This is a genomic window from Helicobacter sp. NHP22-001 (assembly GCF_030270165.1).
Lineage (GTDB): Bacteria > Campylobacterota > Campylobacteria > Campylobacterales > Helicobacteraceae > Helicobacter > Helicobacter gastrofelis.
Window position 1 is genome coordinate 142,501 of the sequence record NZ_BSWS01000001.1, and the last position, 13,005, is coordinate 155,505.

A 13,005-nucleotide genomic window follows, 5' to 3' on the forward strand; every position below is an offset into this window, starting at 1 on the left:
GCTATAATAAACAAAAATTCTAAAGGTTTTCATGTGTCTAATGTGTTTGAAAAAATCATCGCAGGAGAAATTCCTTGTCAAAAAGTCCTAGAAAACCCCCACTTCTTAGCCTTCCACGACATCAACCCCAAAGCCCCCGTTCATGTGCTTGTGATCCCCAAAACTTGCGTGAAGGATTTTAACGCCGCTAGCCCCGAGCTATTAGCGCAAATGGGTGGCTTTATCTTAGAGGTCGTGGAGAAACTAGGGATTAAGGAGAGTGGCTATCGGCTCATCACCAATGTCGGCAGCGATGGGGGGCAAGAAGTCCCCCATTTGCACTTCCATATTCTAGGCGGCACAAAACTCGCATGGCCAAAACTCTCTTAGACAGACAACAAGATAAATTTTTAGAGGGCATTTTTGCCCCCCTTTTGCCTGAAGTGAGTAAACAAGAGCAACTAGAGCATATCCGCCAAAGCGTGGTGCTCAAAAGTGGGGTGCGCTACTTTGACTGGACGGCATCAGGGCTAGCTTCAACCCTCATAGAAAAGCGCGTTGCTAAACTCTTACCCTTTTATGCCAACGCCCACTCTGGGGTGTCTAAGCACGCCCACTTAATGGATTTGGTCTATTTGCATTGCAAGGATAATATCCGTAAATTCTTGGGGCTAAATGAGGATTTTTTGGTGCTGAGTGCTGGCTTTGGGGCGAGTTACGCCATTAAACGGCTGCAAGAGATTTTAGGCATCTACTTGCCCCCCAAGAGCCGCCAAAGGCTAGGCGAGCTGCAAGGGCTAAACTTACCTAAAGTCATCGTGGGGCCCTATGAACACCACTCTAATGAAGTGAGTTGGCGCGAGGGGCTTTGCGAAGTGGTGCGGGTTAAGCTCGATGAGATGGGGCTATTTTGCCTTAAAGACTTTGCTAAACTCTTAGAAACACACCCTAAAGATCGCCCCTTGATTGTGTCTGTAGGTGCGGCTTCTAATGTAACGGGTCTCATTGTGCCCTATGTTGAGATTGCCAAACTTTGCAAAAAACACAACGCCCTTTTAGCCTTTGATTTGGCCGCTTTTGCCCCCCACGATAACTTAACCTCCGTGCCTTTGGACGCTTGCTTTGTGGCGGCGCATAAATTCTTAGGGGGGGTGGGCAGCTGTGGGCTTTTGGCACTCAAAAAATCGCTCATCGACACCACTTTAGCACCCAGCTTTAGTGGCGGGGGCGTGGTGTCCTATGTGAGCCGCAGCACCCACGAATACATCACAGATGCGCACTTGCGCGAAGAAGTGGGCACTTATGCGCTCATCCCCCTTTTAAGGGCGGCTTTAGCCTTACAATTAAGAAACGAGCTAGGCACAAGTTACATTAGCCGTAGAGAGAGCATGCTCACTAAAGTCTTCATGCAAGGCTTGCAAGACATCCCCGCTTTAAACATTTACGGCTCTTTGCAGGCCAAGAGGGTGGGCAATGTGGCGTTTAACGCAAGCGGGGTTTCTTGCTACGATTTAGCCCCCCTTCTTAGCTACAGCTATGGCATTGAAACACGGGCGGGCTGTTCGTGCGCTGGGCCCTATGGACACGATTTATTAGGTCTGCAAGATAGCCGCTTTTGTGCGCTCAAAGCCAAAGGACAAGCTCCGGGGTGGCTACGCGTGAGTTTGCACTACACCCACAGCCTTGAAGACATAGACCATCTCTTAGACAGACTCCAAAAGGCGGTGAAAACTTTGCGTGGAGGTTGAAGATGGACAAACAACCCGAGAAAACTTGGATTGAGTTAGACGAATTTGTCGCCGTGTCTAAACTGCCTAAAGAGCGGGTGTTGGCACTCATACAAGACAAGAGCCTTGAGAGCAAGCATGATGCCCAGAAAATTTGGGTAGATCTACACAGCGCAGCACAAATTTTAGCCAAAAGAGGGAGTAGTAAAAGCCTCGTGGCGGCTAAGGCGGGCTATCCCACTTTGCTAGAAAACACCCCAACAGACCCTATCTATGTGGAAAAGACCATCAACACCATTTTAAATTTGCACGATAAGGTCGTGGGGGCAAAAGATGAAACCATCGCCGCCTACAAAAACGAAAACACCCTACTCAAAGAAGCCCTGATCTCCATGCAAGAAATTTATGATGAAGACAAAAAAACCATTGCCCTATTGCAAGAAGAGTTGGATAGGGTACGTGAGGAGGTGGAGTTTATGAAGCGCAAATACCGCCTAATGTGGGGCAAGGTGACGGACATGGGGAATTTAAAGTAACTAGGGGATTTTACTGAGCAACTGCCCAAGTTTGGCGTTTAAGTCGGCGATTTCTTGGATTTTGCTTAAGTGGAGTTTAAAAAGGTCGATGGGGGCGATCTCTTTATTGTGGAAACTCTCTTTGATCTCTGCCTTTGTTTGGGCGTTGAAACGCTCGTTTAGGGTGATTTTATAGCGTTTGCCCCCAATGCTCACTTCAACCAGCTCAACAGAGTTCATCTTTCTTAAGAATCTTTAGTGATGATCTCGTAAATGTCTTGTATGCGCTTGTCTTTGGCGGCGATTTCTTCATAAAGACTTGCAATTTGGCGGTCGCGTTCCTCATTTTGGGTTGCGAGCGTGGCGTTCTCAAGCCGTAGGCTCTTGTTCTCGTCTTCTAAAAGCGTCAAGCGCAAAATCAACTCTTCGACTTTTTCTTGCAGTTTGTCTAAAATCTCAGCCCCCATGCGCATCCTTGAAACAAAATTAAAATGTCCATTATAGCAAAGTTTAAATGTCTTGCGGGTCAATGTCTATTTTAAACACCCCCTTGGCGTGCTCTTGCAAATGGCTTAACACAAGGTGTAACTCTTTGGTGGAAGTGGCACTTAAGAGGATTTGCAAACGCTCTTGCCCGGCAATTTTGGCAATGCGCGCCTGCCCTGCGCCCAAAACCTCCACGCCCTTGTTTTGCTCTAAGAGCGGTTTTAAAATGTCTAGCCCCGCTTGCATGTGCGCTGTGGCGCTTGCTAGCTCCTTGGCCCTAAACTCAATGTGCGCCAAACGCCTAAGCGGGGGAAAGCAAGGGGCGCGCATTTGCAACTCTTCTTTTAAAAAGTCTTCAAAATCTGCGGTGTAGCGTTGTAAAAAAGAGGCGTTGAGGCTTTGGATCAACACCCGCCCCTTTTCTTTGCGCCCACTGCGCCCGGCAATTTGGTGCATTAAGGCGACTCCCTCTTCATAACTGCGGTAACTCCCATTGTTTAACACCTCATCCAAGCCCAAAACCACCGCCAAGCTCACCCTGTGGTAGTCATGCCCTTTGGCGAGCATTTGCGTGCCGATTAAAATATCTATTTGGTGGGTGTTGAAGTTGTCTAAAATGCGCTGTATTTGCTTGTTCGTGTGGGTGTGGTCCTTATCTAGCAGTCCAATGCGAGCACGGGGTAAAAGTTGCTCTAACTCGCTTTTTAATTGCTGTGTGCCGATGCGTTTGCCCGCTAGGCTGTCTTGCTTACAAGTGGGGCAGATTTTGGGGATTTGCTCTTCATGCTGGCAGTAGTGGCAGCGCATGCACTTGTCCTTAAGGTGTAAACTCATATTCACACTACAAAAGGGGCAGCGCACGCCCCCCCCACAGCTAAGGCAAATGAGCTTTTTAAACGAAGCTCTTGTGGGCAAAAATATAATGCTTTGTTGTTGTGCTTGCAAACTTTGGGCTAAATGGTTTAATAAAAGCGGAGTGAGGGCGGTTTTGCTTTCTTCAAAGATGATTTCTTGGGGGTTTTCAAAGTAACGCCCCCTTAGCCGCACAAGGCTGTGGTTTTCTTTGGCTCTATAATACGAGCGTAAATGTGGGGTTGCCGAGCCTAAAATGACTTGAATGGGCAGTTTGCTGGCTAAATACAAGGCACAATCTCTAGCGTTGTAATAAGGGGCAAGGCTAGCCTTATAAGCTTGATCGTGCTCTTCATCCACGAGCACTAGCCCCAAATTGGGCATGGGTAAAAACAAGGCACTTCTTGTGCCGACTATGATTTTAGTTTGTCCGCTAGCAATGTGTGCTAGGGTTTGCTTTCTCTCTAGGGGGCTTAACTTGCTATGCCACAGCCCCACTTGTGCGCCAAAGAGCGTTAAAAGCAGCCGTTTGGTTTGTGAAGTGAGCCCAATTTCAGGCACGAGCACCACCACGCTTTGGTTATTTTGCAACTTCTCTAAAATCAAATGGCTGTAAATGTGCGTCTTGCCGCTGCCCGTGTCCCCAAAGAGCAGGGCACTTTTTAAGGTTTTTAGAGCATTTAGAGCTTGCTCTTGGGCTGGGCTTAGGGGGCTTAAATTGGGGCTTACTTGGGGAGGGGTTAGTGGCTTTTGGCTTTTGCTAAAGGGGGTAAAAAGCGTGGCAGCTAAAGAGGGTGTGGAGCAGTAATAAGTGGCGATGAACTCTAGTAGCAGCATTTGGGGGACATTAAGATAAAAGTCAGTGGGGCTTGCCTCTTTACACGCAAAGCTAGGTTTCTCACATTCGCTTAACACCACGCCCCTGCAAGCGCGCCCATTTAAGGGGACTTGCACCAAGTCGCCCACTTGTAAGGGGCTTTGGCTTTGATAAATTAAAGGCTTTAACTTGTGTTTTAGCACCGCCACGCTGTAATGCTTTAACATAAAAATCCTTCTCTTTTTTAGCTATGATAGAGCCTTGATTTTAGCAAAAGCGAGTAAAATGGACTTTATCCTACAAGCCCCCTACAAACCAAGTTTAGAGCAAGAAAAAGCGGTTAATCAGCTAGTCCAAGGCGTTAAGCAAGGGGCGGCTTACCAAACCTTGCTAGGTGTTACAGGTAGCGGCAAAACCTTTAGCATGGCTCAACTCATTGCTAAATTGCAAATGCCGACTTTAGTCATGTCGCACAACAAAACCCTTTGCGCCCAGCTTTACAGCGAGTTTAAGGGCTTTTTCCCTAAAAACCATGTGGAGTATTTTATCTCTTACTTTGACTACTACCAGCCCGAGTCCTATATCCCAAGAAGGGATTTATTCATTGAAAAAGATAGTGCCATTAACGAAGATTTGGAGCGGCTGCGGCTTAGTGCCATCACTTCGCTGCTAGGCTATGACGATGTCATTGTCGTGGCAAGCGTGTCGGCGAACTATGGCTTTGGCGATCCTATGGAGTATTTAAGCATGCTCACAAAATTAGAAGTGGGGCAAAGCTTGCCCTACACAGAGTTTTTAAGAAAACTCATAGACATGGGCTATGAGCGACAAGAAATCCTAGAGCGGGGCAGGTTTAGAGTGGTGGGCGAGAGTGTGGATATTTTCCCTGCCTACAATGACAGCAACTTTATCCGTGTGGAGTTTTTTGGCGATGAGATCGAACGCATTTATAGCTTTGACGCACTAGAGAATAAACCCCTTAAAGCCCTAGAGAGTTATGTGCTTTATGCCGCCAATGCCTTCATTGTGAGCCAAAGCCGCCTAAAGAGTGCCCTAAATAGCATTGAGACCGAGTTAGCCGACAGGCTTAAATTCTTTAAGGAGCACAACAAGCCCCTAGAGTATGAACGCCTTAAAACCCGCACAGAGTTTGATTTAGAAATGATGGCGGCCACGGGCATTTGTAAGGGGATTGAAAACTACTCACGGCATTTCACCGACAAAAAGGCGGGCGACACGCCCTACACCCTGCTAGACTACTTCGCCCAAAAAAAACGCCCCTTTTTAGTCATCGTGGACGAATCGCATGTGAGTTTGCCTCAATTTAAGGGCATGTATGCGGGCGATCACAGCCGTAAGCAAGTGTTAGTGGATTATGGCTTTAGACTGCCCTCCGCCTTAGACAACCGCCCCCTAAAGTATGAAGAGTTTATCAAAAAGCCTCCCCATTTTCTCTTTGTCTCCGCCACCCCAAACCCCCTAGAATTAGAGCTTTCAAGGGGGCACATTGCCGAGCAAATCGTGCGTCCCACAGGGCTACTAGACCCCGAGTATGAGATCCGCCCCACCCAAAACCAAGTGCAGGATTTATACAGCACGATTAAAGAAGTCGTGGCGCGCAAAGAGCGGGTGCTGGTAACGACTTTGACGAAAAAAATGGCTGAAGAGCTGTGTAAGCACTATTTAGAGGGGGGCTTAAAGGTGCAATACTTACACAGCGACATCGATGCGATTGAGCGCAACCACTTAATCCGCTCATTCCGCTTAGGCGAGTTTGACATTTTGATCGGCATTAACCTGCTTAGAGAGGGGCTAGACTTGCCCGAAGTGTCCTTAGTCGCCATTTTAGACGCAGACAAAGAGGGGTTTTTAAGAAGCACCACCGCTTTAATCCAAACAATGGGGAGGGTCGCACGACACATTAATGGGCGGGTGATTTTTTACGCCGATAAAATCACGGCGAGCATGCAAGAGGCGATGGCGACCACGGATAAAAGGCGCGCGATCCAAATCGCTTTCAATAAAGCCCACAACATCACCCCCAAAAGCACTCAACGCCCCCTAGAGGATGAGCTCAAAGACTACACCCCTCCTAAGCCCAAATCCACAGACAAAATGCCCAAGAGAGAAAAAGAGCAGTTGATTAAAAAGCTACGCGCCCAAATGCAAGAGCGGGCACGGGTGTTAGACTTTGAGGCGGCGGCGAAACTAAGAGATGAGATCGCCAAACTTAGGGGGCTTTAGTGGATTTTCACAGCTTTGCCCCTTTTATGCACGAGTGGCTCTATGGCAAGGGGGGCTACTACCGCCACGCCCTCATTGGCACTAGTGGGGACTTTTACACTTCTGTGAGCACAAGCAGCTTTTTAGGCGGGTCGTTGGCGTTTTATCTCTTGCAGCTGCTTGAAAAAGGGGAGTTAGAGTTGCCCTTAAGCGTGGTGGAAATTGGGGCGGGCTCGGGGCGTTTAATGGCGGATTTAGTGCGCTTTTTAAAGGATTTGAGTGTGGGGGTGTTTGGGAGCGTGCGTTTTGTGTGCGTGGAGCCACTGGGCGAACTAGCCACATTGCAAAAAGAGCGTTTAGCCAAAGAGGGCATACAAGTAGAACACATAAAGAGCGTAGTAGGCTTAAGGGGGCTTAATAATGCCTTTTTATATTGCAATGAACTTTGGGACAGCTTTGCGTGTGAATTGGTGCAGGAGGGGCAGATTTTAAGCGTTAAGGATTTTAAACCCGTGTGGCGCAATTTGGAGGAGAGCGAATTAAAACGCCTTGAGGGTTTTTACCCTGTTGGGGGCTGTGTGCCCTTTGCTTGGGGGGAGTTTATAGCGCATTTATACCAAAGTTTAGAAGGGGCAAAGTGGTATTTTATAAGCCTTGATTACGGGCAGTATGGGTTTGAACCTATCAGCTTTCGGGGCTACAAGGCGCACCAAGTTTTAGGGCTAGAGGACATTTTAAGCGATTTAAAGGGGTTATATCAGCAATGCGATCTCACTTATGACATAGATTTTAAGCTGTTAGAAAGTCTATTCCAAGCACAAGGGGCGCGCTCCATATTTTACGGCACGCAATGCGCCACACTTTTAAAAATGGGCTTTGTAGAGCTGTTAAACTTATTCGCTAAGAGTGTGCCCTATGCCACTTACCAAAAAGAGGCCTTGAAAGCCCACGCCTTGATTAGCCCCGAAGGTCTAGGCGAAAAGTTTAAGGGGCTAATTGTGTCAAACCCTTGAGGTTTGCTAAGCCTTTTTAAATAAAATCAATTCGTACGAGGTTTTGGTGATTTGCTTGGTTTCGGGTTTGTTTTGGGCGTTTTGTTGCATGTGGGCTTGGAGTTGCTCGTTTAAGCGATCTAGCTCATCAAGCCTCTCTTTGAGGCGCAAGATAATATCCACGCCCGCTAAATTCACGCCCATATCCCTAGTCAGGCGCAAAATGGTTTTGATTTTATCTAAATCCCTTTGCGAATAGAGGCGCATCTTGCCCCCCGTGCGCTTGGGCTCGACCAGCCCTTCTTTTTCGTATTGGCGCAGGGTCTGCGGGTGCACGCCTAGGATTTTTGCCACCACGCTGATCAAATAAAGGGGTGCATCGTAATCCACCATCGCACCCTCCTTAAGGCAACTGCTCTTGCAGAGTTTGCTTGAAGGGCGCGCTGAGGGTGTCCGTGTGGGGCAAAATGACATTTGCCAAGAGGTATAAATCCCCCACGCCCCCCGTTTTGCGGTTTTTCACCCCCAGTTCTTTTAGGCGGAACTTCTGGGCGTTCTTGGTGTTGGGCGGGATTTTTAAGGCGACTTCTTTATACAGCGTCTCCACCTGCACCCGCCCGCCAAAGAGGGCAGTTTTCAAGGGCAAATCAAAGCTTTTATACAAGTCATCGCCCTTTTGGGTATAAACATTATCTTCAAGCACCCGCACTTTTAAGAGCACATCGCCCACCATCCCCCCCTGCCTGCGCCCGCGCCCCTTGGCTCTTAGCACCTCGCCCTCGCGCACACCGGCCGGGATTTTAATCTCAAAGCTATCATGGCTTAATTGCACCCGTCTTTTGCCCCCCAAAACGGCTTCTTGCAAAGTGATTTGGATTTCCACGGATAAATCCAAATCAGGGGCAAAGCCAAAGCCATTAAACCCACCCATGCCCCCCATGTTGGAATAAGCCCCCCCACCCATGAAGTCGCTCTTAAAGCCCCCCCGCCCAAAGATAGAGGCTAAAATGTCGTCCAAACTCGCCCCCCGTCCTTGCGAACGGGCGAAGTCGCTAAAGTTCTGCCCGCCAAACATGTTGTCCCCGAATTGGTCGTATTGCGCCCGTTTTTGCGGGTCATTTAGGATTTCATAGGCGGCGTTGATCTCTTTAAACTTCTCTTCGGCCTCTTTACCCTTGTTGAGGTCGGGGTGGTATTTTCTAGCGAGCCTGCGGTAGGATTTTTTGATCTCCTCTTGACTTGCCCCCTCGGCGACTTCTAAAGTGCTGTATAAACTCTTGTTCATAAACGCTCCATTAATAAAGTAAAGCCCATTATAGCATAAAACTTTAGTCTTTGTCTATCAATCTTGTTTATAGTCTCTTAAGAATTCTTTGTAGGCGTCTTGGCGTAATTTACAAGAAGGGCACGCCCCACAGCCATAGCCATAGGCGTGGCGCACTCCCCTAACCCCCTCATAGCAGGTGTGCGTGTGCTCTAAAATGAGCTCTAGTCCGCCTAAATCTTGGGCTAGGGCAAACTCTTGGGCTTTACCCATCGCCATAAAGGGGGCTAAAAAGCTAATGCCCTCTGGCGTGCCAAATGCCCCCAAGTTTAAAGAAGTTTGCAAGCTGTCTATAAACTCTTTACGGCAGTCAAAGTAACCGCTGTAATCTTCTTGAGACACCCCCACGAGCACAAAATCCGCCCCCAAATTAAAGGCATAAGCATGGGCTAGGGTGAAAAATAGGGCATTCCTGTCGGGCACAAAGGAGGCGGGCAGATTTGGGTTTTTGGGGTGGGGGGCGTTGGAGCTTTGCGGATTGCTTGCAAACAGAGCGGAGAGGGTGATTTCTTGTAAAAAGTGTAAATCCAGGATTTTTAAGGGCAAGTCTAGCAATTTGGCAATTTTTTGGGCTTGCTTGAGCTCTATGGCGTGCTTTTGGGCGTAGTTAAAGGCGAGTAAATGGGTTTGTTTAAAAGCTTTTTTGGCCCACAGGGCTAAAGTGGTGCTATCTTGCCCCCCGCTAAAGCAGAGGACACAGGAGGCATGGTAGATTTTCTCTAACATAGGCGTTCTTTTTGTTAAAATACCGCCCATTATAGCAAAAGGCTTAGCGTGCTTTGGGACACAAATTACCATTTTAACCTACCCCCCCCCATTTTGCGCCTTTTAGAAATCCTAGAGGCGGGGGGATTTGAGGCGGTGGTGGTGGGGGGCTGTGTGCGTGATTATCTCTTAGGGCGCACCCCCAAAGATTGCGATCTAGCCACAAACGCCACACCACAAGAGCTAGCCCCCCTTTTAAAGGCGCATAAAATCCCCACAATCCCCCTAGGCCTAGCCTTTGGCACTCTGGGTGCACGCTTTGGCAAACAAGTTTTTGAAATCACCACTTATAGAGAGGAGAGCGGATACACGGATCATCGCCACCCTAAAGTACATTTTAACGCCACACTAGAAACCGACTTAAAAAGGCGGGATTTTACCATCAACGCCCTAGCTTGCCACCCACAAAAGGGGCTGCTAGACTTGCATGGGGGGCTAGCGGATTTAAGAGCCAAGCGTTTAAGGTTCGTGGGCGTGGCGGTTGATAGGGTGAATGAAGACGCTTTGCGGATTTTACGGGCGTTGCGTTTTGCTAGCGTGTTGGGTTTTAAGCTAGAGCCTAAGAGCGCACAAGCCGTGCTAGAGCACGCCCCCCTACTTAAGCACATTAGCAAAGAGCGCATTTTTGCCGAGCTGTGTCAAATTTTAATGGGCGCACAGGCGGGAGCAGTGTGTGCCACTTATGTAAGCGTGTTAGAGGGCGTGCTAAACACCCCCCTAAACCCCCAAATTCTAGCCCCCCTAAGCCAAACCCCCTTAAATTTAACCACGCGCTTTTTAGGCCTGCTTTTTTCATGCCCAACACCCCTTGAGAGTCTGGAGCAACTAAAACCCCCGAAAAAACTTTTAAAGAATATAGAAAAACTGCTCCCCTACATCCACCAAAGCCCCCCCACTTCTAAGGTGTGGCTCAAAACACAAATGCAAAACTTGCGCTTAAGCCAAGTGCGGGCGTGGCTAGGTTGGCTTAAAGCCTATGAGCCGTCTAAATGGGCGGTGTTGAGGACACATTTTAAGCAAATTGGGGCACAAAGGGAGGTTTATACGCTTGGCTTTTTGGCGATCAATGGGCGCAGTTTAAAGGGCGTGGGGCTAAAAAAGGCAGAGATTGGGGCGTGCTTGCAAGCGTGCTTAAAAGAGGTGATACACCAGAGGCTAGAAAACACCCCCCCCGCTCTGTCGAAATTTGCCAGAGCGTGGGCGCAAAACTTAAGAGAAAATGCGTTAAAATAGGGTTTATGGTGAAATTGAATTTTGAGAGATTGTTATTTTTAGCCCCCCTAGCCGGTTATACGGATTTACCCTTTAGAAGTGTGGTGAAACGCTTTGGTGTGGATGTAACGGTGAGCGAAATGGTGAGCAGCCACGCTTTGGTGCACGCCTATCACAAAACCGCCAGAATGCTAGAAAAATCGCCCGAGGAACAGCCCTTTAGCGTGCAAATCGCCGGCTCTAAAAGCGAAGTGGTGGAGCAGGCTGTAGAGAAGATCAACGCCCTTGAGGGCATTGACATCATAGACTTTAATTGCGGTTGCCCTGCCCCTAAAGTGGCAAACCATGGCAATGGGAGCGGGCTTTTAAAGGATTTAAACCACTTGGTGAAACTCTTGCGCCTCATTAAAGAAAAGAGCCACAAGCCTTATAGCAGTGTGAAAGTGCGCCTAGGTTTTGAGAGCAAAATCCCGCTTGAAATCGCCCACGCCCTAAACGATGCGCCCGTGGATTTTGTGGTGGTGCACGCGAGGACGAGAGCGGATCGCTACAAAAAAGAGCGCATAGATTACGAGAGCGTGCGTTTAATGCGCCAAGTGTTAAACAAGCCCTTGATCGCCAATGGCGAGATCGACAGCCCCAAAAAGGCAAAAGAGGTGCTCGCCTACACGGGGGCAAATGGGGTGATGATCGGGCGTTCAAGCCTAACCCAGCCGTGGATTTTTTGGCAAATTAAAAACGACACTGAGGACTTGCCCGCCGTGCTAAAAAAGGATTTGGTTTTGGAGCATTTTGACAAAATGGTCGCCTTTTATGGGGATCGGGGGGTTGTGATGTTTCGCAAAAACCTACACGCCTACGCCAAGGGGCATGCCAATGCCAGCACCTTTAAAATGGCGGTCAATAACATGAAAGAACCTACAGAGGCGCGGGCGCAAATTGAAGAGTTTTTTAGCTCCCCCACGCCCCTAAACCCCCTGCCCCAAATTGTAACCCTGAATCACCAAAGCGTTTGATGTTAAAACGATTACTCTTAGCGGGGCTAGTTTTGCACCCTTTGGGGGCGGTGAAAAACCATGTCTTTACGGGCGTGCGCTTTGGCATGGCACAAAACTTTAAAAGCACCTTTAGCAACCAAGTGAGTATGAATAACCCCAGCACTTTGCCTGATAATGCTAGCGTCTATGCCTGTCCCGACAACCTTTGTAAAAACAATGAAATTGAGGGGTTTTATAAACCTAGTGGTAATAAGAGCGCAAATTTTGCCTTTACTTACACTTTGGGCGATGAACTGTTTTTTGATAAATTCGGCATTAGTGGCTTGCGTGTCTATGGGGATATTGAATACGCCAATGCCAACTTAGGGCATCGCTACAAAGTGCAGAATAAGGGCGGATTAAATTACAACCCCGCCAACATTAAAGCCATTGACCCCAACACGGGGCAAGTGATCCCCATTGCTACTACTAACAAAAACGGGCAAGTAACTTACACTACCCCACAAGGTTACAGCTCGCCCTGTGCGGCTCTCACCGCCACAAATCCGCTAGGGCTCTGTCCCACGCCCACGCCCCAAGAAGTCTTACTCACACGCCCCGCCCATATGGTAACTTTGGGCTTAAATGTGGATTTTTTCTTAAACATCCCCATTGACATTTGGCTACGAAAAAAACACCCTAAAATGATGTTCTTTAAAATGGGGGTTTTTGTGGGCGGGGGCGTGGAGTATGCCATGCTGTGGAGCGACAATTTCAACAACGAGGCTTTAAGTGCCTTAGGTAGTAATTCTCTTAGCAAGGGGCATATTGATAAAACCCGCTTCTTTGCCGCCGGCAATGGCTTTTATGTCAATGTGGGCTACCAGCTCTACTTAGGGCAACACAACCGCTTTAACTTGGGCTGGAAATTGCCCTACTACTCCATCAATGCCCACAACTGGTACAACTACGGCAACACCAACCCGGGAACACAGCAAACCATCAAACAAACCCTTGCCATCACCCGCCAAAGCCAATTTTATGTGGGTTATGCGTATCTGTTCTAGACTTTTTAGTGCTATGCCTTACATAGTCTAGTTTTACTTGCGGAGCCTAGTTCTTCTGCTAATTCTCCA

Annotated in this window: 14 protein-coding genes; 8 read left to right on the forward strand and 6 right to left on the reverse strand. The window is 48.3% G+C overall.

Going from position 1 to position 13,005, the window contains the following annotated elements; translation table 11 throughout:
• Positions 1-33 precede the first annotated feature (33 nt).
• The 3 genes from QSJ47_RS00710 to QSJ47_RS00720 are packed head-to-tail and all read left to right on the forward strand — an operon-like array spanning position 34 to position 2,242.
• Positions 34-369, forward strand: a complete 336-nt coding sequence (locus QSJ47_RS00710; RefSeq protein WP_260321587.1) for a histidine triad nucleotide-binding protein — start codon at positions 34-36, stop codon at positions 367-369.
• A complete protein-coding gene (locus QSJ47_RS00715; protein ID WP_285602124.1) occupies positions 351-1,727 on the forward strand; it encodes an aminotransferase class V-fold PLP-dependent enzyme in 1,377 nt (458 codons plus the stop codon). Before QSJ47_RS00710 ends, QSJ47_RS00715 begins: the two co-directional genes overlap by 19 nt.
• A gap of 2 nt (positions 1,728-1,729) precedes the next feature.
• Complete coding sequence (locus QSJ47_RS00720) at positions 1,730-2,242, forward strand: DUF3972 domain-containing protein (protein WP_285602125.1); 513 nt, start codon at positions 1,730-1,732, stop codon at positions 2,240-2,242.
• Here the strand turns inward: QSJ47_RS00720 and QSJ47_RS00725 are convergent, their stop codons facing one another.
• The 3 genes from QSJ47_RS00725 to priA are packed head-to-tail and all read right to left on the reverse strand — an operon-like array spanning position 2,243 to position 4,603.
• On the reverse strand, positions 2,243-2,461 hold the full coding sequence (locus QSJ47_RS00725; RefSeq protein ID WP_221271780.1) for a hypothetical protein: 219 nt from the start codon (positions 2,459-2,461) through the stop codon (positions 2,243-2,245).
• Positions 2,462-2,466: 5 nt separating this feature from the next.
• Positions 2,467-2,688 (reverse strand): DUF3450 domain-containing protein, encoded by a 222-nt coding sequence (locus QSJ47_RS00730; RefSeq protein ID WP_221271781.1) that lies wholly within the window; start codon positions 2,686-2,688, stop codon positions 2,467-2,469.
• A 43-nt stretch (positions 2,689-2,731) separates the two neighbouring features.
• Entirely contained in the window at positions 2,732-4,603 is a 1,872-nt protein-coding gene (priA, locus tag QSJ47_RS00735) for a replication restart helicase PriA (RefSeq protein WP_221271783.1), read from the reverse strand.
• 58 nt (positions 4,604-4,661) lie between these two features.
• On the opposite strand from priA, the gene uvrB reads away from it, so the two are divergent.
• On the forward strand, positions 4,662-6,620 hold the full coding sequence (uvrB, locus tag QSJ47_RS00740; RefSeq protein WP_221272627.1) for an excinuclease ABC subunit UvrB: 1,959 nt from the start codon (positions 4,662-4,664) through the stop codon (positions 6,618-6,620).
• Positions 6,620-7,612 (forward strand): SAM-dependent methyltransferase, encoded by a 993-nt coding sequence (locus QSJ47_RS00745; protein WP_260321588.1) that lies wholly within the window; start codon positions 6,620-6,622, stop codon positions 7,610-7,612. Before uvrB ends, QSJ47_RS00745 begins: the two co-directional genes overlap by 1 nt.
• A gap of 6 nt (positions 7,613-7,618) precedes the next feature.
• On the opposite strand, the gene QSJ47_RS00750 is transcribed toward QSJ47_RS00745, so the two are convergent.
• From QSJ47_RS00750 to queC, 3 genes are read right to left on the reverse strand one after another with little or no spacing between them, the layout of a single operon-like run.
• The gene (locus QSJ47_RS00750) at positions 7,619-7,984 is read right to left on the reverse strand and encodes a heat shock protein transcriptional repressor HspR (protein ID WP_221271785.1); all 366 of its coding nucleotides are present in this window, start codon (positions 7,982-7,984) and stop codon (positions 7,619-7,621) included.
• 10 nt (positions 7,985-7,994) lie between these two features.
• On the reverse strand, positions 7,995-8,876 hold the full coding sequence (locus QSJ47_RS00755; RefSeq protein ID WP_285602126.1) for a DnaJ C-terminal domain-containing protein: 882 nt from the start codon (positions 8,874-8,876) through the stop codon (positions 7,995-7,997).
• A 57-nt stretch (positions 8,877-8,933) separates the two neighbouring features.
• Positions 8,934-9,641 (reverse strand): 7-cyano-7-deazaguanine synthase QueC, encoded by a 708-nt coding sequence (gene queC, locus QSJ47_RS00760; protein ID WP_285602127.1) that lies wholly within the window; start codon positions 9,639-9,641, stop codon positions 8,934-8,936.
• 48 nt (positions 9,642-9,689) lie between these two features.
• Here queC and QSJ47_RS00765 point away from each other — a divergent pair, with 48 nt between their 5' ends.
• From QSJ47_RS00765 to QSJ47_RS00775, 3 genes are read left to right on the forward strand one after another with little or no spacing between them, the layout of a single operon-like run.
• A complete protein-coding gene (locus tag QSJ47_RS00765) occupies positions 9,690-10,913 on the forward strand; it encodes a CCA tRNA nucleotidyltransferase (RefSeq protein ID WP_285602128.1) in 1,224 nt (407 codons plus the stop codon).
• An 8-nt stretch (positions 10,914-10,921) separates the two neighbouring features.
• Positions 10,922-11,908 carry a tRNA dihydrouridine synthase gene (locus QSJ47_RS00770; RefSeq protein WP_430886779.1) on the forward strand — a complete coding sequence of 329 codons (987 nt, stop codon included), beginning with the start codon at positions 10,922-10,924 and terminating at the stop codon, positions 11,906-11,908.
• A complete protein-coding gene (locus QSJ47_RS00775; RefSeq protein WP_285602129.1) occupies positions 11,908-12,936 on the forward strand; it encodes an outer membrane beta-barrel protein in 1,029 nt (342 codons plus the stop codon). The genes QSJ47_RS00770 and QSJ47_RS00775 overlap by 1 nt, the downstream gene beginning before the upstream one ends.
• The last annotated feature ends 69 nt before the right edge of the window (positions 12,937-13,005 follow it).

Bases quoted from the DNA above. Each gene is read 5' to 3' on its own strand.
- QSJ47_RS00715 (WP_285602124.1), top strand. From the start codon at position 351: ATGGCCAAAACTCTCTTAGACAGACAACAAGATAAATTTTTAGAGGGC.
- QSJ47_RS00720 (WP_285602125.1), top strand. From the start codon at position 1,730: ATGGACAAACAACCCGAGAAAACTTGGATTGAGTTAGACGAATTTGTC.
- QSJ47_RS00725 (WP_221271780.1), bottom strand. From the start codon at position 2,461: ATGAACTCTGTTGAGCTGGTTGAAGTGAGCATTGGGGGCAAACGCTAT.
- QSJ47_RS00730 (WP_221271781.1), bottom strand. From the start codon at position 2,688: ATGGGGGCTGAGATTTTAGACAAACTGCAAGAAAAAGTCGAAGAGTTG.
- priA (WP_221271783.1), bottom strand. From the start codon at position 4,603: ATGTTAAAGCATTACAGCGTGGCGGTGCTAAAACACAAGTTAAAGCCT.
- uvrB (WP_221272627.1), top strand. From the start codon at position 4,662: ATGGACTTTATCCTACAAGCCCCCTACAAACCAAGTTTAGAGCAAGAA.
- QSJ47_RS00750 (WP_221271785.1), bottom strand. From the start codon at position 7,984: ATGGTGGATTACGATGCACCCCTTTATTTGATCAGCGTGGTGGCAAAA.
- QSJ47_RS00755 (WP_285602126.1), bottom strand. From the start codon at position 8,876: ATGAACAAGAGTTTATACAGCACTTTAGAAGTCGCCGAGGGGGCAAGT.
- queC (WP_285602127.1), bottom strand. From the start codon at position 9,641: ATGTTAGAGAAAATCTACCATGCCTCCTGTGTCCTCTGCTTTAGCGGG.
- QSJ47_RS00775 (WP_285602129.1), top strand. From the start codon at position 11,908: ATGTTAAAACGATTACTCTTAGCGGGGCTAGTTTTGCACCCTTTGGGG.